Origin of the sequence: Mycoplasmopsis agalactiae 14628, from assembly GCF_000266865.1 — a bacterium.
GTDB lineage: Bacteria > Bacillota_I > Bacilli_A > Mycoplasmatales > Metamycoplasmataceae > Mycoplasmopsis > Mycoplasmopsis agalactiae_A.
The window spans coordinates 1-21,312 of the sequence record NZ_AJPR01000006.1; the positions used below are offsets into that span (position 1 = coordinate 1).

The window sequence follows — 21,312 nt, forward strand, 5'->3', positions numbered from 1 at the left end:
TTCCCGTGTTTTTTATATCTCTCAACAGCTTCTCTAGCTAAGCTTGACAATTCATCACTGAATATTTCTGCAGTTTCATTTGCAGATTCTAATGAGTGTATGTTCCCGTGTTTTTTATATCTCTCAACAGCTTCTTTAGCCCTGCTTGATAATTCATCATTATTAAATAATAGTTCAGTTTCTTTGGATACGGCATCAAAAGCCTTATTCATTTTAGCTTGCGCTTTTGCTGATGCATCTAAGAATGGTTTCATAAATTCATTATCAAATAAATCTGCTGTTTCTTTAGCAGATGTTGCTAAAACTCATCTTGTTTTATTATTATTTCAGTTAGATTCTAAGAATCTTTTAGTTCATTCATCCATATCCTTTTGATTCATTAAGCCAGTAATATCTGAACCAGTAGGATTGTCTAAAAATGCCCTGTTTCATAAATCTTTTTGGCGATTCTTTTCAGTTTCGAAATCTTTATCAATTAAAGGTTCTTTATCAGCATTTGGCACTATATTTGGCACAAAACAGGCTGAAGAAATTAAAGGAGTGCCTAGTACTAAAAGCCCTCCTCTTAGCAGTCATCACTTCCTCATAATCATTTGCCTCAATTTCTAGTATTTTTTATACTACTATTTTAATTATAATACTATGTTTTCTAGAACTGTAATTTTGGCCTATTCAGAGCAAAAATAGCAAAAAATATAGAAATTTTCCATTGTTTTTAATGTTTTTGTAACTTTTAGGCACTTTAAAGCAATATAAAAAATAGACCAAAACGATATCAATGTTTCAATATGTTTTTTGGTCTATTCTTTCTAATATTTACTTTAGTTTACTAATTTCTAGTTCAATTTTCTTAATTTGATCATTTAAGTATTTTTCGCTGTTATAAGCTTTTTCTTCTAACTCTTCTATTTGTTTATTATAAATTTCTTCTAAGTGCTCAATTAGCTCTTCTTTTTCTTCTAATTTTGCTAACTCTTCAGAAATTTCTTTACTTTTAGCTTCTAGTGATTTTTTCTCATCGCCTAACTTATTTAATTCGCTTAGTAAGATATTTTCATTATATAAGTGACCAGATATTAAATTTTCTAGGTTCTTAATGTCTTTGTCAGCTTCAACAATTTCTTTTTTGTCATCAACAAACTGACTATTTGCTTTTGATAATTCCTCATTAACTTTATTATCAGCATCATTTAATGCTTTAAATTTGTTATTGTGACTTTCAACAGCATCTTCCAATTGGCGAGTTTCAGCCTTTACGGAAGAAATTGAGCTGTTTCTTTCTTTTTCTATCTCAATTTTTAGATTTTCTAAATCAGAGATTTGAGATTTATGACTTTCTAATTCTTCAGTAAGTTCATTAATCTTATCTAAGTATACCTCATACGATTTTTCTGAGTCTGGGAATAAATACATACTGAACTTATCATAAAATTCTAGTTCTTCTTTATAGCTACTTAATGATTCTTCTGATTTAACTTTGTTAGTTTTTTCGCTAGTTAATAATTCGCTAAGTTTTTTGACATTGTCATCATATTTTTTATCAATTTCTGAAATTTTGTTTTCTTCAATTTTCGCTTGCTTATATTTTTCTAATACTTCTTTAATTTTTTGGAGCTCTTTGCCTTCTGTTTCCTTGTCACTTCTTAGTTTTAGCCCATAATTCATTAATCATTCAATATAATTTACATTGTCACTGAGCTTATTAAAATCAGCTTTACTAGAAATGAGCAACTCGTTTAAATCAGCTATAAGACTTTTTAGCTCTGATGCTTTTTTATTCGTATCTGAATTTTCTAATTTTTCACTAATTACAGCTAGTTTGCTTTCATTATCTGCTTTTTGTGCCTCAAAAGATCTTTTGTCTGCTTCCAATTCAGATTTTAAAATCTTTAAATAACTATTGTGGCTTGCACTAACTAAATTAATTTCTTTATTGTTTTTGCTTTCTAATTTTTTTAAGGCTGTTTTTAGTGACTCATTTTTACTATTTAGTTTTCTGCTTAATGAATCTTTGTACTCTTTTTCTCAACCTCTATTGCTTATATCATTCCAAAATGGTTCAGTAAATACATTTTCTCAAGCAATTCTAGCTTCTTCTTGCTTTCTTTCTCACACAGAAACATCATTGTTTAGAATGCTTTCAGAAACATCTTCTAGATGATCTCTCAATTTTTCTTCTTCATCTTTAGATATACCGTTTCAGTTGCCATTTTCAACTGATCTTGAGTTTCTTTCAACTCTATCATTAGAATCAGCAACATCTTTCTTTGCTTTTTCAAGCAATGCTTTATTTTTAGCATCAGTATATGTATCATCAAATAATCTAAGTGTTGATTCTGATGATGATTCATTATGATCTTCTGTAGCAATTAAATTATCTATTTTTCTTGCAATGCCTCACTCACTATCTCTTGATGGATTTCAGTCAATATCTAAGCCAGAAATTGAATCTCTATAGATTCTGCTTTTTATACTTTCAATTGATCTACCATTAGCATCACTAAATAAATATGAAGTCAATTTAGCTGATGCATCTTCATGTTTTTTGCCAAGTTCTTTTTCTAATTTGTCATTAGCTGGTGGATTTGAAGGTTGAGTATTAGGTGGAGTAGTAGGCTCAGTGTTTGAAGGTGGGTTAACTGGATTAGGTGCTGGTTGAACTGATGGTGATTCATTAGGAGGAGTGACAGGTTCAGCGGCTGGTGGTGTTACTGGGTTAGGCGCTGGCGCAGTAGCAGGAGTGTCATTTTCTGTTTTGTTTTTTACTACACAAGTAGCGGATATAAAAGGAGAAGCTAAGGCTAAAATGCCTGAGCTTAATAGTAATTTTTTCTTCATTAATTCTTCCTCATATTAACTTTTGAATATTAAATTGGAAAAATTATATATAAAAAATACCCCCCCCCAAACTAAGCAGAAAATCTGCTTATTTTGTGCTACTTTGTCAAAAAAAATATGGAAATTCCCATATTTTTTGCTTATCTACTTAGTGTATCTTTTTATCTCTTCATCAAGTTTTTTAATTTTTAACTCTATTTGTTGTTCATTATTATAAACTTGTTCTTCTAATGTTTCTTGATCTTCTGCATAAACATCTTCTAGCTCATCAATAAATTCTGACTTTTCTTCTGCTTTAGATAATTTATCTTGAAGATCTTTATCTTTTTCTTTTAGATTTTCTAATTCCTTATCTAATTTGCTACTTTCTTCTGTTAGTTCGCTTTCTTTAGCAACGACATCTCACATTAGCAATTCTAACATTGAAATGTTATCACTGTATAGTCTTAGTAAATCTTCATTTGTTTGCTTGTTTGTGTGCTCTTCACCTATAAATTTAGCAATTCTATCATCTTCTGTTTTTAGTTTAGCAAGAATTTTTTTATACTCACTTGATTTTTGCTCATTTTCTTTGACTAATGTTGTAATTTTGCTAACTAAATTGTTTTTGGTAGCTTTATCTTCTATTTTAAGACGTGCTAGTTCACTAATTAATTCTTTTGCTTCATCTCTATTTTCAATTTGCAATTCTAATTCTTCAGCAGTGATACCTGCAACATAGTCTAATAATCCTATTTCACTCTTTTGTGAATAAGTTAATTCATTCATTAATTTTTTAATTAGTGTATCTGATTTTTCTGCTTCATTCTTTTTGTCATGAATTAATTTGTTTATTTCAGCTGCAGTGTTTTCATATTCATTATTGATTGATTCAATATCACTTTTTAACTCACTTACTGTTGCAGTTATTTTCTTTTCTTCTTTATTAATTGAATCAGTTTCTTCTCTAACCTTTGTGCCAAACTCAACTTCGCTATTATATAAGATCACCTTATTGCCATATTTTGTCAACTCTTCCTTAGCTATTTCAAACAGCTCTTTTAAGTCTTGCAAAGCTTCCTTTGCTAAAGCTAACTCACTTTTAACATGTTCAGCCTTTTCAGTAAGCTCAACTATGTTTTTATTATTTTCAGCTTTTTGTCTTTCTAAGTCTGTTTTATAAGCTTCTAGATCACTTCTAAGTAGGTTTAAATATTTGTTATTACTATCTATTAGTCTATCAACTTCATCTCAATCTTTTTTTGAACTGCTTGAAACACTAATAGTTTCTCTTTTTGCTTACTTAATGATTCTTTGTATTCTTTAGTAAAGTCTTTACTACTACTTATATTACTATAAAATGGCGTTCAATTTCAGATTCTATTTAAAGCATCTCTTTTATCATTAGTATATGTATCATCAAATAATCTAAGTGTTGATTCGGATGATGCCTCTTCATGTTTTTTGCTATGTTCTTTTTCTAGTTTGTCTTTAGCTGTTGGATTTGATGGTTGAGCATTAGGTGGTGTAGTAGGCTCAGTGTTTGAAGGTGGGTTAACTGGATTAGGTGCTGGTTGAACTGAAGGTGATTCATTAGGAGGAGTGACAGGTTCAGCGGCTGGTGGTGTTACTGGGCTAGGTGCTGGCGCAGTAGCAGGAGTGTCATTTTCTGTTTTGTTTTTTACTACACAAGTAGCGGATATAAAAGGAGAAGCTAAGGCTAAAATACCTGAGCTTAATAGTAATTTTTTCTTCATTAATTGTCCTCATATTAATTTTTGAATATTAAATCTGGATCATTATATAAAAATCCCCCCCCCCAAACTAAGCAGAAAATCTGCTTATTTTGAATTTTGATTAAAAAAATATGGAAATTTTCCATACTTTTTTAATTACTTTTTGCTTAATTTTTCTATTTCTTTTATTGATTTATTTAATTCTCCTATTTTTCTTTGTCTGTGGTTTTTATCTTCTTCTAATTTATAGGCTTCTTTTTCTAATTCAAGCTCTTCTTTTTCATATTTTTTCTCTAGTTCTAAAATTGATTTTGAAGTTTTGTTTAGATTCTCTAATTTACTTTGAAGCTCTTTAGCTTTTTGTTTTAATTCAGAAAGTTTACTTTCAAAGTCTTTTACTTCAGCTTCTGATTTTTGCTTTCTTTTCTTGCCTTCAGCAATAAATGACTCAATTGTTTTAATGCTTTGGTCATAAATTATTGTGTAGTATTTTTTAACATAATCTAATGAATTTTTACTTGGATCAGGAATTTCTTTCTTTAGCGCTTCCAAATTGCTTTTTAGTTCTTTAAGGTTTGCTTCCTTTCCTGTCTCAGCAGTCTTAACTATCTTTTCAATTCTTTTCTTAATGTCTTCTGCTTTATTATTTAGAAAGTCTTTTTCTTTATCAGTTAGTTTAGAATAAAAGTCTTTTTCTTCTTGTGCGCCAGCCAAAATATCTTCTAAATCTTTTATGCTTTCAGTTGTTTCTTTTAGTTCGCTTTTTGCTTTTATTAATATGCTTTCTTCAAGCGATTCTATATCATTATTATTCTTATTAATTTCAGCTTCTAAGACTGTTTTATTGGATTCAAAGTCATTTTTGCGTTTAGCAATATCTTCTTGATGTTGTTTCTCAAGCAAGTTGGATTTTTTGTCAATTTCAACTATTTTCTTGTCAATTGAACTTATGCTTGTTAATAAAGTCTGTTTGTATTTTTCAAACATTTCTTTATAACTGACATTTGATGTAATATCAGCACCAGTAGGACTATTGTCATACACTGAATCTCAACTTTTATTTGAAGATTCAGACCTTGCTGAATTATTATTAGGATTAGGGGCAGGTGAAGTACTAGGTGGTGTAACAGCTGGATTGGAATTTGAATTATTCTGAGTTTTTGTATCATTGCATCTAGCTGAAACTAAAGGTAAAACTAGTGAAAGAACGCCACCTGCTATCAAAAACTTCTTTTTCATTGTAAACCTCGAATTTAATATTAGTTTTTAATATAAACTTATTATAAACTTGCTTGAATAGTTTCTTAATTCTTTAAAAAGATATTATGAAACTAGATTATAAATAAATGGAAAAAATATTAAAACCTTCTCGCTATAAATGAGAAGGTTTTAAACGTTTGAAACTGTTTTATAGGATAAATAGTCTATGTGGGGGATTTATATTATTTAAATTCCTTTAATTCTTTTTCAATTTTTTCTATTGTTGGAAGCATTTCTTTTTCAAGCTCATATACTTCTTTTTCTAATTTTGCATAGTCAGCATTATAAGCTTTTTCTAACTCTTCAATCCCTTTTTCTTTAGTAGATTTAGTTTCTCTGATGTTTACTTCTAGTCTTTGTGAAGCACTTTTTAGTTTAGATAATTCTTTTTGTAACTCTTCATTTTTCTTTGTTAATTCAGCTACTAGAGCAGTTTGTTTCTTAATCTCTTCAGTTATCCTTTCAATATCTTTACTATAAAGCTTTTCATTGTCTCTTCACTTTCCTATATCGCTGTTAACTTTTAGTAAGTACGCAGTAATATCGCTATCTTTCTTGCTTAATGTAGACAATTCAGAATCATTTTTGCTCTTGGCTTCTTCTTTTGTCTTGCTGTCTTTATCTATTTCACTAATGGCATTTGTTCTCTTCATTTCTTTTTCGGAAATTGATTTATTTATTTCATTAATGCTTGTTTCTAGAGCTGAAATTTCTTTGTATTTTTCTAAAAGTTTTTCTAAATTAGTTTTTGGCGAAAAATCATAAGCAAAAGCAATTATTTCTTCGTCTTTAGCAATTTCAGTAATTAGCCTATCTTTTTCTGCCTTATCTTTTCTGCTTGATTCCATTTTCTCTGTTAGTGAATCTTTGTCTTTTTTAATTTCTGCCTCGAATGATTTAGTAGTTTCTTCTTTTTTGGTCTTTATCTTTTCTAAAGCTTCAGTAAGTTCTTTATTAGTTTTTGATAACTCAGCAATTTGGTCTCTAATCTTTTTATCTTCACTTAGCTTTTCATCATATTCTTTTACTAAGTCATTAAAGTGCTTGAATTCTTCATTTGCGCCTTCAAGCGAATCATTTAGTGTAGCTAACGTTTCTTTGGCTTTTGGCAAGTTTTTTGTAACATCTGGTTCATTTAATAGCTTATTAATTTCTTCTATTTGTTTTTCAGCTTCTTGCTTTTTAGTTTCTAATCCAGCAATACGAGATCCAAGTTCGCTTTTTAAGCGAGCTAAAAGTTTGTCATTAGTATCTTTAAGCTCATCGAGTTTTTTATTGTTGTTTTCTTCTAACTTAGAATACTCTTTGTAATATTTGGTAATTCTTTCTTTGTATTCATTTAAAAAGCTTCTTGGAGTTATTTCGTTTCAGAATGGGTTTCTATCAAATAAAGTTTTTAATTTATCCCTTGATCTTCTTTCAGCATCTTTGACTTTTTCTGTGTATTCATCACTGAATAAATCACCAGTTGATTTGGCGCTAGAAGTTATATGATCTTCATAAAGAATCATGTCATCTATTTTAGCTTTTATTTCATCTTCCATTACTTTATTAACATAGTCTTTAAATTTATCACTAAATAACTCAGCAACTTCATTAGCTGCTAAATATTCATCAAATTTTGCTTTATTATTTCTTCAGTTTTCAGCTAGATAATCTTTAACTATTTTATCAATTTGATCCTTAGTTAGGTAAAGGTCAATATCTAAACCTGATTTTGAATCTCTGTAAATTCTTGCTTTGACTTCTTCTATAGCTTTTTTATAGGAATCGCTGAATAATTCTTTAGTAATTTCAGATACTCCTGTGAGAATCTTTTTAATTCTTTCTTGTTTATGTTTTTCAAGTGCTTTTTCAATTTTTTCTATTTCATCAGCAACTTTATCGCTTTGCAATTCATACTTAAAGACATATTTATCAAAGTTGTCATCGTTTTTATTGCTATTTTTTTCTAAAACAGATATCAATTTCTCTTTATCAAGCAATTTAGCAAGTTCAGCAGCAAGTTTTTTCTCTTCTGTTTTTAATTGAGCTAAATCTTCTTCAGCTTCTTTAACAACTTGTGTCCCAGCAGCTTCTTCTTTTTCGCCAGTTGCCATATGAGCATTTAATTTTTCTATATCTTTATCATATGTAGTCACATTATCACTATACTTCTTAGCTTCTTTAGATTTTGAATCTAAATATGTTCTTCAGTCTTTAGAATTCTTAATCAAAGCTTTTACTTGTTCATTTAATATTTCTAACTCACTAGCTAAATTATCTTTATTGTGACCTTCATTATTTGCTTCTTCAACTAATTTGTTGATTTCTTCAATTGCCTTTGAGTTATCTTTTAGGAACGCATTAATTTCGTTTTGTAACTCAGTTAACTCTTCATTGTCTTCACTAATTGCCTTGTTTCATTCGGAAATTAATTCATGGTTAAATTTCACTTCATTATTAAAGTAAAACTCTTCTGAGAAATTATTACTATATTTATCTTTTATTATGCCTTCAAGATATTCAATTTGTTTCTTAAGTTCATATGAAGATTGATAAAAACTCTCGAGCAATTGGCTAAATACATCTTTTTTCTTAATGTCTGAAGAGATTTTCTCAATTTTTGCTTCTAAATCCTTGATTTGCTTTTCTAGAGTATCAATTTTGTCACCAAAAACCTTAACTTTTGTAACCTCTTCAGTTGCAATTTTAGCCTCACCTTCATAGTATGCTTTTTCTTCCTTAGCGCCTTCAAGCAAGTCTAAGATATCTTTCTTAGACTCTTTAGTTTCAGCTAATTCAGCCTTAGCTTTTACTAATTTTTCTTTTTCAAGGTAGTTAAGTTTAGATTTGTTTTCAGCAATTTTCTTTTGAATTGCCTTTTTGTTAGTTTCTAACTCATTTTTAAGATTGCTAATATATGCTTCATATTGCTTTCTTAATGATTCACTAGCTTTATCTGATGATGAAACTATGTTGTCATAATATTCTTTGACTTGCATAAAATGAGCTTTTAATTTATTTAAAGCTTTATCGCTCATAGTTTCATAGTCATAAAGACTTACTTTGCCTATTTCACTTCCAGTTACATCATCTTTAAAAATAGAATATCAATAATTAGCAACAAATTCTTTAAATACTTTTTCATTGATTTTCTTATTTTCATCTAATATTTTCTTAACTTCATCAGCTAAGCGTTTTTCTTCTTTTGCTAACTCTTCTTTAGTTGGATGTCAATTAATATCCATACCAGTTGGGCTGTCTCTAAAAATTGAATCTAAACGATTCTTAATAAATTCTTTGAATACTTTTTCATTGATTTTTCTATTTTCATCCAATATTTTCTTAACTTCATCATCTAAGCGCTTTTTCTCTTTTTCTAATTCATCTTTGCTTGGATGTAAGAAAATATCTTCGCCAGTTGGGCTATCATTAAAAATTTCATTCCATGAATGAACAAATCTGGCTTGGTTATTATCACCTGGTCTAGTTCCACCTCCTGGTTGATCACCATTGCCAGGTTGTGTGCTTCCGCCTGGCTGAGTACTACCGCCAGGTTGTGTGCTTCCGCCAGGTTGTGTGCTACCGCCAGGTTGAGCACCTCCATCTACAGGCACTTTGTTGGCTGGATCAGTTGGTTTATCACTGTTTTCCACAAAACAAGCTGATGATAATAATGGTGAAAATAAGGCGATTAACCCACCTTTTAGTAATCATTTCTTTTTCACTGTGAACTCCTAATATTGATATTTAGACTTATATATATTTTAATACCCCCCCCCCAAAGCATTTTGCTTTGGAAGTGTTTTGTCACAATTTTCCATATTAATGTGAAAAAAATATGGTTTTTGTGTTTTTTGCTTGGCTACTAGAACAATGCTACATCTAAGATATATTGTTTAATTTGTATTTATTCACTTTTTAATCTATTCAAAGTAAGTTAACAACATATCAAGCTAAGCAGTCCAAAATAAAAAAAGTAGAAAATGCAAAAGTGCTTTTCTACTATTGTTTTTTACTTTTTATCAATTGCCTTGATTGCTTCTTCAAGTTTGTTTATTATTTCTTGATATCTTGCAACTTTTTTATCCGTATTAATTTCTAATTCATATGATTCTTTATCTAACTTGTTCATTTGGCGTTCGTAATTTTTATACGCTTGATCGATAAAATTGATTGTTTCTTTTTCTATTCTTTTAATAAGTTCGTCAAGCTCCTTGTTATTCTCTATATATGATTTAGCAAACTCAGGTCTATAAGAATCTATCTTACTTGTAAGGTTATTTATATGATTATTAACTGTTCCAATATTGCTTTCAATATCTCTTATATTCTTTTTATATAGCGACACAAGTGTATTTATTTTTTTAAGCTCATCATTATGATCACTTAACCACTTATCAACTTCTTCTTTTTCCTTTAATAGTTTCATATGTTTGTCATCATATGATTTAACAATTTCTTTATGCTCGTTTAAAGCTGCTTTCTCAGCGGCTCAGATTTTGGCACGTTTTTCTTTTAGTTCAGCTTCTAGTTCATCACGAAGTTCTTTTGCTACCTTTTCACTTTTGGCAAGCAGCTCTTTTGCATACAAGACACCTTTAAGATCATTGAAAATACTAAAGCTGCTTTTTTCTTCATTGTTGTATACAAACAAACTCTTTTCTTTTTCGTTATATAAAATCTTATTGAAATAGCCGCTCATCACCAAGAACTCACTTGATATACTTCTTAGTTGTGCACTCAACTTATCTATAACTGGCACATAAACGCTTTCAACTTGTGTTATTTGATTTAAATACTTAGTGGTAATAGCTTGTTCATTATGCACAAAGAAAAATTTTTCATAATCAACCCTGTCTGCTTTTCTCTTTAATTCTTCGCTCTCAGCCATTTTCTTATCAAATATTTCAAGCTTAGACTTAGTCTCTTTTTCTAATTCCTTGGCATCTTCCAATAATTCGTTTAAATCTGTAATCTCCTCTAAAGCTAGTTTTCTTTCATTTTTCATGCTTTCAACTTTGCCGTTGACAGTTCAAAATTTGATATTATCATCATTAGATGACTTTTCTTCTGCTATTTTCTTCCTTTGATCTTCTTCATATTTTTTATACTTAGCAATTTTGTCTTGAAGCTCTTTTTCATATGACTTTTCTTTATTATTAAACTCTATTTCAGCTTCCTTTTGCTCTTTTATTGCTTCTGCTTGCGCTTTTTTAAGCTCATCAATTAAATATCTAAGGCTATCTTTGTTAGATTCATTTACTTTTGCAAGCATTTTGGCAACAATCTTATTCAAGCGCATATTTTCTTCATCAATTTGCTTGCTACTTGGATGTAAGTCAATATCAAAGCCTGAGACAGAATCTCTATAAATTCTTGACTTATAATAGTTGTATCAATATTCTTTTATTCAATAACTAAATAATTCACCAGTTAACTCAGCACTTGTGATTCTATGCTCATCTTCATGAATTTTAGCATCAACCTTGGCAGCTTCTTTATCTTCCATTGCTTTGGCTTCATCTGCCATCTTTTTGTCAACATAGTCTTTAAATCAATCACTAAATAATTCACCAGTTTCTGTTGCAGACGCTAGATATGCCTTTGAGCTAGATTCTGAATCAGTTCTCTCGCTGTTATTTGAACCGCCTTGATTACTTCCACCTCCGGGTTTAAAATCCCCCTCGCGACTGCCGGGGGATGTATGATTACTTGTTCCATCAGGATTTAATGTATTTAGCACCACACATGATGATGATATTAATGTGGAAGATAAAGTCAGTAATCCGCCTCTTAAAAACCACTTCCTTCTCATTGCAAACCTCAATAAAAATATTTATAATATATCAATATTATAAATAAAACCCCCCCCCAAAGCATTTTGCTTTGGCTCTTTTTCCACAAATTTTCCATATTATTTAGAAAATTTGCGGTTTTTTGTTTTGTTTATTAGCAAACCTTGTTTATTTTCGCTTCTGAGCTTGGAAGTTAAAAAGGTATTAAATGTAAGTAAATCAACAAGCAATAAATAAAAAAAGCAGGTATTAACCTGCTTAAAATGTTAATTATTATTTCTTTTCAGCATTCTTGGCATTAGTCATTGAACGCATAACAGCATTTATTTGCGACTCAGATGCTTTTCTGCCCATCTGTGCAAACATTGCTTTGATCATATTTCTGGTAATTGGGGGATTTTCACGAATTTGCTTTTCAAAAATCTTTCTTGCTACAAAAAAGCCAATAAAACCGCCAACTATGCCAAGGAAAAGTGCTACTCCAATAACTATACCAACTCATGCGCCTGTTGAAACCATTTAATGAAAATCTCCTAAACTTGTATTTTATTTATATTTAAATATTGTAGCATAAACATCAGCATTAATAGTTTTTATGGTTTGCGCTATTAATTTAGCTGAATCAATTAAGTCGTTAATTGATATTAGGCCTATTGGTGAGTGTAAATATCTTTGAGGAAGCGAAATAGTCAAAGTAATAGCACCGCCCTTAGCATATTGCAATTCAGCAGCATCAGTACCGCCACCCATTGAGATAAATTTATAGTGCTTAATATTGTTTTCTCTGCCTATTTTACACATGAATTCAACTAATTGTGGATTAGCCATCATGCCACCATCTTTTACTCTTATAGCAGCGCCATTGCCAATCATTGTTGTACCCTTAATTGTGCCAACTGTATCATGAGTGCTAGTTGTATCAAGCGCGATAGCAAATTCAGGATTAATTAATGAAACGCTAGTTTTAGCCCCTCTAGTTCCTACTTCTTCTTGCACAGTACCAACTAGATATAAATCAACGCCTAAATCCTCATTTTCTAATTCTTTAGCAATATATTCTAAAACACATACACCAGCTCTATTATCCATTGCCTTGCCGGCAATTAAATCCGGATTATCAAGATAAACTGTCTCACCACTCATTAAGACAACATTACCTACTTCAACCCCGTTGTCTTTAGCTTCTTGTTCAGAAAAAAAGCCAAAGTCAGCATATAAATCATCCATAGAAACTGCCTTACTTCTTTTCTCAGCTTCCATTATATGAATTGAAGTATGGCCAAAGATACCGCTGAATCTTTTGCCATTAGAATTAATTAATGTTGCCTTAGTACCAATTACAACATTAGGCCATATGCCACCAACAGCACTAAGTTTTAATTGGCCATTTTCATGTATGCCCTTAACTAAAAATCCGACCTCATCCATATGAGCAGCAACCATAAACTTTGGGGCATTAGGATGCTTTGATTTTTTGTGGAAAATAATTGAGCCAAAATTATCATAAGATACTGTAAAACAGTTGTTTTTGTTTATTTCAGCTTCCATCATTTTGGCAATATTCGATTCATATCTAGAAACTCCTTCAACTTCTAGATATTGTACTAATCTGTTTTTAAACTTAACTTTATCCATAAATTACTTCTTTACTTGTTTGGTTGAGGATCAACTGGCATGTAGCCTTTTATTAAGTCCTCAATAAGAACTTGCTTCTTTGTCTTTTGATTATTATACTTTGTATCTTTAGAATTTTTATAGTAGATATAAATAAGTACATAGTCACGGGCATAATATGAATCTTTTAGTCAATAGCTAGTTGAACTATGACGCAAACCTGAAACACCAGTTCAGAACTCAGGATTTACTACTTTTTCACCTACTAGTCCAATTGCTGCATAGTTATTTTTGTATTTTGTTAGATTTTTATCTTGAACTGCTTTTTGGAAAGCCATTCTATAGCCTTCTCTTAAAAATGCTTCAGAAGTAAGATTTGTTGCGTTTCAGAATAATCCACTAGGTGTGTTTGAATATAAAATTGAAGCTAAAGATGCATAAACTCTTCAAAGAGCTTGATAACCTTCAACATTTTCTTTTACTTCTTGAGCTGTTTTATAGACCTTTTCGGATTTTTCTAACTCATCAACATAGTTCTTCATTAATGGTGTAACAAATGCAGAAATTAATTGTTGTACCTTACCTCTAATAATACCTCAGAAGCCGCGAGCGCCTAACGATGAATTGCCTTTTGACTTCTCTGAATTAAATATAGCATTAAATAAGCCTTTATTTTCATCAGCAGGAGCATATTTAAACATAATGTTAATAAAATCAGCATATGATTTAGCATCAACTTTTTCTAAAAGTTTTTCAAATTTAGGTATGTTATCAAATACCTTAGCAATTGAAATAACATTGCCATCACTTATGAATTTAAGTGCACCATTTTTTGCTGCTTCAGCAATTTTAGTAAATATATCATCATTATCTTTAAGCTCTTTTAAAGCAGTAAACACACTATCAATTACATCATTAAATATCTCAATGATTTGGACGTTTGTGCCTGTTTCATTGGTGTTTTGGCCAACAATTGCTTTTGAAATTGATTCAAAGAATTTACTTAATTTATCTAATTCTTTATCAGCAGGAATTTTATAACCATCACTATTTAATGAATCAATTGTTATCTTAGCCATTACTTTAAATAGCTTACTATCTTTTGCATTGACAATGTCAATAATTCATTTTTTAATATGCTCTTTGGCTTTGCTATCTTCAACATTCTTAAATAATGTTGAAATAAGTTTTGGTCATGAATCAACATCTTTTAACTTACTTGCATCATCAAATAATTTACCTATAAATAAGTCTAATGCACCTTTTGTGTTACCTGACTTAAGCATAGATTTAAAGAAATCTTTAGCATCTTGTTCAGTAATGCCTTTTGATGATAATAATTTAGCAAGGCCAAAATCATCAATGAATTTGTTTACTAAAGTATCGTCGCTTGAAGCCCCCTCAGCAATTTTCTTTAAGTTTTCACTTAAAACTTTGTGATGTTTTTCTAATGTTGAAGAATTAAGAATTATTCTCATAAAACTAAAGTCTTCAAAGTTTAATGATTTTGCTGTTAATCCTAATATTTCAGAGAATAAATCTGTTAATGATTTATGTTTGTCTAATCCATTACTTAAGCCATTAAGCACATTCGGAATAATATGCAAGTCGTTAGTTAATGAAGGTAATTCATTTAATAAATCAGTAAAGAATGCTGTATTTTTGCTGCTATTAACATCAATTTTGTAATGTGCAAGCTGTTCGCTTAATAATTTTTCAATAAGGCTTTTAACTGATTGCTCTTTTAAAAAGCTTTCTAGAATTACTGAAAAGTCTTTCGAAATTAGATAAATCTTGTCCTTGCTATCTAGATATATTTTTAGAACATCAGCTATAGTGTTAGCATTATGATATTTATAAACATCTTGCTTCATTGTAAGGGTAACATTTCTCATTATTGAAGCAATAACTTTATGATTCTTAACAAAAATTGACTGAATTAGTGAATTAAAATCATTCTTAGAAATGTACTTGCTGATTTGATTCGAATCAAAAGACCTGGTAAGCTGATCATAAATCATTGATCCAGCTTCTTTTGTCCCTGCAGCATAGTTAAATATATTTGCTACAAACTGACCAATTGTGTCTTCATGGTTAAGCACTATCTCAGTTGTTGCAAGTGATTTAATTAAGTCAATTGCAGTTTTTTCTCAATTTTGCGCACTGAATTTATCTTTTAGATTCTTAGTTGCAAGCTCTTCAATTGCTTTGCTCTCTATCTTTGTGCCGTTTTTGGCTATTTCATCAAAAACGCCAGTAAAGAATCATTTATCAAGCTCTAAAACATTGCTTACCTTATCATAATTTTGAAGCGAATCACTAATTAAAGCAATTAAGTCTTTCTCATTTATGTCTTTTATTAGTGCACTTTCATTTTTCATTAATTTGTAAATTAATGTTGCATAAGTATATCTAATAGAATCTTTAGCAAAAGCTTTCTTAATTATGCTCTTTACATTCTCAACAACTTTACCTTTAACAGCCGAATCAGACAACCAAGTTTTAATTAACTTATCATAGTCATTAAAATCAGTGATACGCATCTTTTCTGAGAAAAAGCCATTTGTTAATAATGAAAGTGATAATTCTTGCAAGTCTTTATCATCAGCAAGATAGTTTATAAGCTCTTTAATTTTATCAATGCTTATATCAACAGTTCCCTTTGTTCCGCCAAGTGAATTGAGTAAGTTTTTAAGTATGTTACCAGTTTCATCAAAATTGATAAATTCTTTAGCAAACTTAATTAAATCTTCTGTTGACTTCTTGTTAACCAAGGACTTAACAGCTTTATCAAGCAATGATTTAACTGAAGTAGCTTTATTTACATCTTCAGTACTTATTGAAAGTAATTCATCAGTTAGCGATTTAAACAATTTTTGGAAATGTGTGCTCTTAAATGATTTTTGAATTAAGGCAACAAAATCACTTTGTGACGCAAAAGTTTTAATATCAGCTGATGATTCAAAAATCTTGTTTCCTAAATCTTTACTAAAGTTATCGTTTGTAAATACTTTCTTAATTGTATTATCAATAAGTTTAGTTAGCATTGATTTATTGTTTTGTGTTAATGATTTTGAGCTAACTGCTTTAATTAAGTCTAACAAGTTTTTATCTCATTGCTCACTTGTCAAGCTTGCTTTAAGTTTTTCAATGTAATTATCAAAAACTTTCTTTAAGCTGGCTCCTGAACCATTATTTTTTAGCTCATTGAATAGCTCCTCAACAAAGTATTCTCTTAGTTTTAATTTTTGACCTAATTCTGGCAATACTTTAAATAAATCTTTAATAAAGTTGGTAAATTCATCTAAAGTAATGTCTTCAAATACTTCGCCATACTTTTTGGCTGCATTAAATGAAGATCTAGCAAAAATGGTAGCAACTTCATCTTTTTGTAACACTGATGCAAAGAACTTTTCTAGTTTTTCAGATAAATCTTTTGTATTACTGTCTTTTAATCAGCTTTTAATTATTAAATCAAGACTTGAAAGGTCATCAAGCTTAACATTATCACCAAAAATTCCTTTAGTTAAAAAGTCTTTAGATAAGTCAGTAATCTCTGGACTATCAATTATTAAATTAAATAGTGTTTTTATGTCATCTTCAGAAAACTCAAAGAAGTCTTTTGAAGCATTTTTTACTAGTTTAGTAAACTCATTGCTTCCAACTAATGATTTTGCAAGTTGTTTTACGAGTTCAAAATCACCACTATTTATTATTTTGTTAGCTAATAAATTAATAAGTTGTTTTAAAGTTGAAAAACCTTGAATTGTTTGAACTTCAGAATCAGCTAATTTATTAAATACGCTGGTGAATAAATTCCTAAAAGCGCTGTTTTGTAGTACTTTATGAACTAATGATGATAATTCATCTCTTGAAATAAGTTTTTCAATTTCAGAATCACCTGATGCATTGATTATCTCATTTGTAAGTGTGCTTGAAACTAATTTTTTGCTTTCTGCAAAGTCAAAAATGTTTGAAACTAGCTTAGCTAGTGTATCTTTATGACTTTTAACAAAATTATCTTTTACTAAAGCTTTTGATAAATCTAAAATTGTTGTTTCAACTGAACCATTTTCAAATATTCTGTTGAACTCATCTTTTAACTGATCTGATAACTCTTCAAAGTCAATATTGCCAATATGTGATCCTAAATAACCTAACAATGATTCATAAATGTTTTCAAATTTGAAAATTTTATCCAAGTCATCGTATTTACCAATAAGGCTATAAAATAGATCTTCTAGCTTGTTGTTATCAATATTTTTAGTAATCTCAGGATAACTCTTTAATAATCCTGATGCAATCTTGGCAATTAAACGCTTGATGTCATCTTTTTTAAATAGTGACTTAACAAGTTCATTAGCTCTTTGACCTAAACTTGTGTTTTTGATATTTACAAACTTAACAAAAACATCTTGAACTAAATCTTCAAATGAACTAATGTCTTCCCAATCAGTTTTGTTAAGCTCTACAAAACTTTGAGCTATATCACTAAATATAACTTCAAGTTCATTTGAATCAAAAATAGCATTTATTAACTTTTGAATATCTTCTTTATTTACAAATTTGCCTGTTTTATTGGCGTTTTGGAAAATATATCATGAAATTTTTGCTCTTAATTCAGGAGATTGTTTAGTGAACTTAAATGCATTAATAAGCAATTTTTGTGCTGTATTTTTGCTTTCTTGAACTTTTTCTGATTTAGCAACTGATTTAAATATTTTGAATAAAAAGTTATCTGGACTAGCAAAGTCTATATTCTTTTCATTTGCTTTAAAAATACTTGTAAAGAATTTACTTAAATCAAATTTAAATCCGTCTTTTGAAACGCTATCAAATAGTTTTTTCAAAATATCGTTTGAAGCTGTTTCAATGTCTTTTTGGTCAATTAATGAGTCAGAAATACTACTAAATAACTTAGCAAAATCGTCTTTAGAAATATCAGTTGTTATTCCTGGAAGTTTAGATAATTGTGCATACAATATATCACTAATAAACTTTAATGATTGCACATCTTTAACAAGTGATTTAACTAGAGATGAAATCTTTTGAATAATAGCTGAATTATGGTTTGAATCTGAAAGTCATGACTTAATTGCATTTTCAAAACTAAAGTTTGATAAATCGCTTTGGCTTCCAAAAATTCCTCTAACTGAAAAGTCTTCTAAAAGTCATTGGAAATCACTGTTTGCTAATAATTTAGATATAAATAAATTAGCATTTTCAGAGTTGATAACATCTTTTAACTCAGGAGCAAATTTAACAATTAAATTAGAAACTAATTCTTTAGTTTCGTCAAATGAAAGAATCTTTTTAACTAAATTAATAACTTCTGAATTAGACTGTAAAACAGATGTTTTGGTCAAAATCATCTTAATTAATTCTGATGAAGTTTTAACTTTTTCTAATTCATTTTTATCAATATCAGTAAGTGCAGAAACTAATGAATTAGCTGCTTTTGAAAATTCAGAACTATTTAAAATCTTGTCAAATAGTGATACAAATTTATCTTTTGAAAACACATCACTAAATTTGTTGACACTTGAAGAGTAAACTTTTTCAGCTATTAATTTAGATAAATAACTGTCTTTATTGAAATATTTAAGTGAATTTGCAAGTATTTTTTCTAAAGTTTCCTTATTGCTCTTTAAGTCTAAATCAGCAACAATTTTAAAAATTTTGATTAATGATTCATCAAGCTTTTTGCCTTCAAAGTTCTTGCTTAATTTACTTCATGTTTGTGCTAAAACATTGGCAAAATTAAAATCAGAAATTTTGCCATCTTGTAATTTAGATAATAACGAGTCTATGAATGTTTTAGATATATTAAATTCTTTATCTAAAGCTTTTAATCCCTTAATTCCTTTTGATAAAAGATCTTTTAGCTTTACTTCTTCTATATCTTTAAATACATCACCATTTGCTTTAATAATTTCAAAAACAAAGTTTGTAAATTCCTTGCTTAGTGTACTTTCTTTTGAAATTTCATCGAAAAGATTTGATGCTAAATCACTAATTATTTTTTGAATATCACTATTTTTAAGTGCTAAATGCAATAGTTCACCAACTGACTTAGCTTTTTCATAAGTTTTAGAGTTATTAGCAAGATGAATAAATAACTCACCAATTGTCTTTTTAACACTATCACTACTTAAAACTGACTTAACTATTTTTGCTAAACTTTCAGTTTTGATTGGGTTTGATGAATTTGCCCCATTTGCCTTGTTTATAGCATCAGAGAGCATTTTTTCATCAACATTTTGCACTATCATATTTTGGGCAAAATCTTCAATTATGCTTTTTAATTCTTCCTTATCTTTTTGAATTAAATCTGAATTAAAGAATGCTGCAACTAGTGAAATTAAGCTAGATTCATTTAATAAATTCTTTTTGAAAATGTTGATTAAATCAAAAAGTTTTGCTCTCTCTTTGCCTGAATTTTTGTCCTTATTTCAATATATCTTTTGAAACTCTAGTTCAGATTTTAGTAAAAAATTAGGGATAAATTCAGTTTTATCTATCCATTCTTTTAATTTATTTAAATTTTCATTATTGTTTTTTGTAAAAAAGTTTGCTAATTTGCTACTGGGGTCAGCATTTTTAACAGCCGGAAACTTAATTAACTGATCTATAGCGCCATGTAGAATATTTTTAACTAATGAGCTATTTAAAACTCTTTTCTTGTATCACTCTCAACCACTTTTTCTCTTGTCACTAAACTTTTTATAAATTTCATCTTCTTTAAAAAGATCTCTGTCAATATCGCTAGTAAGAACTTTTTTGACAGTGTCAAAAGGTTTGTCAAACTCTAATTGTTTAGAAAATGAATTAGCATCTGAATAAATATATTTATTTTCTCAGTTAATGCCTTGTTCTTTTAATTTATCACTGTTTCTTTCTGAAACAATAAGCTTAATGAACACATCCTGTGCCATTTTTTTATAGCCAAAGCTGCCAGGGTGAATATCAAATAGTGTAGGCGCTAATACATTGATATTTGAATCATTTGTTCAGAAATCAAAATCATATGAGTTTATGAAGTTAAAATTATTTTTAGTAACTTGAGACTGAATATTTGTGTTTAACAAATTAACAGCCATTTGGCTAACAATTAATGATGAATTGTTATTTTTAAATAAGTAGCCATCTAATAAAACAAAAAGATGAGGAAGTGGCAATGGATAACCTATAAAATTGACGTTTTCAGTTTTTACATATTTTTTAATCTCAGTTGAAAACACGTCAATTCTTTTCTTCATTAAATTGAATGTATCCTGAAATGCAGCACTAACGTTAGCTATTGCATTGGTTGGATTAGCTTTTATTTTTTGAATATTCTCTAAGAATTTAGGATCCTTTAATTTCTCAGAAACTAATTCCATAAAGTCATTAGCAGCTAATGTAACAGTAACTAAGTTGGCTTTTTGTAGCTCTTCTTTGATTTTTTTAGATTTTTCAATTAAGTTTTCTCCAAACTTAACCTTATAGTAAGCTAATTTTGCTGGATTTTTTGTCTGCAACTCTTTCAATGATTTTTCATTTACAGTAAGTAAAAACTTCCAATCTTCTAAGGTCGTGCCTGATGAAGCATAGTTAGTATATGATTCTAATTTATTATTCTCTCTATTTGATTTTTGAATAAAAGAAGCTAAATATGTAGGGAATGATATACCAGTAATTTCGTTTTTTTCTTTATCATAATTACCTGGGTAATCTTTGTCTAAGTGAGAATCAAAACCAGCAGATATTGAATCTCCTAAAGCAACATATTTAACTTTTTCATTTTCTTTAATAACATTTGAACTTGCTTTTCTCTGATCCAAATTATTAGCATGCGAAGTAGTATCTAATGATGTAATACTTGAATCAACTGTTGGCAATCCAGGAGCACCGTGTACCTCGTTTTGAAAGTTCTTGCTACCTGAAGCTTCTATTTTTTTATCGCCAAAAGGAATGTATGAAAGTCCTACAGCTAAAGCTACTGTAGCAGAGAAGGTAACAACACTAGTAATAATAATTGGTTTTAGTTTCAATTTCATTATTATTTCTCCTTAGATTGTAAGTTCATTAAATTATAAAGAAAAAAGCAATAATGTATAACTTTT

At 29.3% G+C, this 21,312-nt stretch carries 10 protein-coding genes; all 10 read right to left on the bottom strand.

Annotated features, from left to right (window positions below; genetic code table 4):
* Nucleotides 1–593: lipoprotein, MAG6090 family (locus MAGB_RS01210; RefSeq protein WP_318023927.1), on the bottom strand; the 593-nt coding region annotated here is incomplete at its 3' end.
* 223 nt (nucleotides 594–816) lie between these two features.
* Complete coding sequence (locus MAGB_RS01215) at nucleotides 817–2,838, bottom strand: lipoprotein, MAG6090 family (protein ID WP_004024006.1); 2,022 nt, start codon at nucleotides 2,836–2,838, stop codon at nucleotides 817–819.
* 144 nt (nucleotides 2,839–2,982) lie between these two features.
* Nucleotides 2,983–3,891, bottom strand: a complete 909-nt coding sequence (locus tag MAGB_RS01220) for a hypothetical protein (protein ID WP_036433150.1) — start codon at nucleotides 3,889–3,891, stop codon at nucleotides 2,983–2,985.
* Between the two features lie 158 nt (nucleotides 3,892–4,049).
* Nucleotides 4,050–4,574: a lipoprotein, MAG6090 family gene (locus MAGB_RS04310; RefSeq protein ID WP_036433152.1), complete on the bottom strand. Its 525-nt coding sequence runs from the start codon at nucleotides 4,572–4,574 to the stop codon at nucleotides 4,050–4,052.
* 135 nt (nucleotides 4,575–4,709) lie between these two features.
* The gene (locus MAGB_RS01230) at nucleotides 4,710–5,792 is read right to left on the bottom strand and encodes a variable surface lipoprotein (protein ID WP_004024007.1); all 1,083 of its coding nucleotides are present in this window, start codon (nucleotides 5,790–5,792) and stop codon (nucleotides 4,710–4,712) included.
* Between the two features lie 203 nt (nucleotides 5,793–5,995).
* Nucleotides 5,996–9,523 carry an MAG6090-like repeat-containing lipoprotein gene (locus MAGB_RS04365; RefSeq protein WP_004024008.1) on the bottom strand — a complete coding sequence of 1,176 codons (3,528 nt, stop codon included), beginning with the start codon at nucleotides 9,521–9,523 and terminating at the stop codon, nucleotides 5,996–5,998.
* Nucleotides 9,524–9,810: 287 nt separating this feature from the next.
* The gene (locus MAGB_RS01240; RefSeq protein WP_004024009.1) at nucleotides 9,811–11,613 is read right to left on the bottom strand and encodes an MAG6090-like repeat-containing lipoprotein; all 1,803 of its coding nucleotides are present in this window, start codon (nucleotides 11,611–11,613) and stop codon (nucleotides 9,811–9,813) included.
* A 253-nt stretch (nucleotides 11,614–11,866) separates the two neighbouring features.
* Nucleotides 11,867–12,112: a YneF family protein gene (locus tag MAGB_RS01245; RefSeq protein ID WP_004024010.1), complete on the bottom strand. Its 246-nt coding sequence runs from the start codon at nucleotides 12,110–12,112 to the stop codon at nucleotides 11,867–11,869.
* Between the two features lie 27 nt (nucleotides 12,113–12,139).
* Nucleotides 12,140–13,228, bottom strand: a complete 1,089-nt coding sequence (locus MAGB_RS01250) for a M42 family metallopeptidase (RefSeq protein ID WP_004024011.1) — start codon at nucleotides 13,226–13,228, stop codon at nucleotides 12,140–12,142.
* An 11-nt stretch (nucleotides 13,229–13,239) separates the two neighbouring features.
* Entirely contained in the window at nucleotides 13,240–21,246 is an 8,007-nt protein-coding gene (gene milA, locus MAGB_RS01255; RefSeq protein WP_004024012.1) for a multifunctional lipase MilA, read from the bottom strand.
* Between the last annotated feature and the right edge of the window lie 66 nt (nucleotides 21,247–21,312).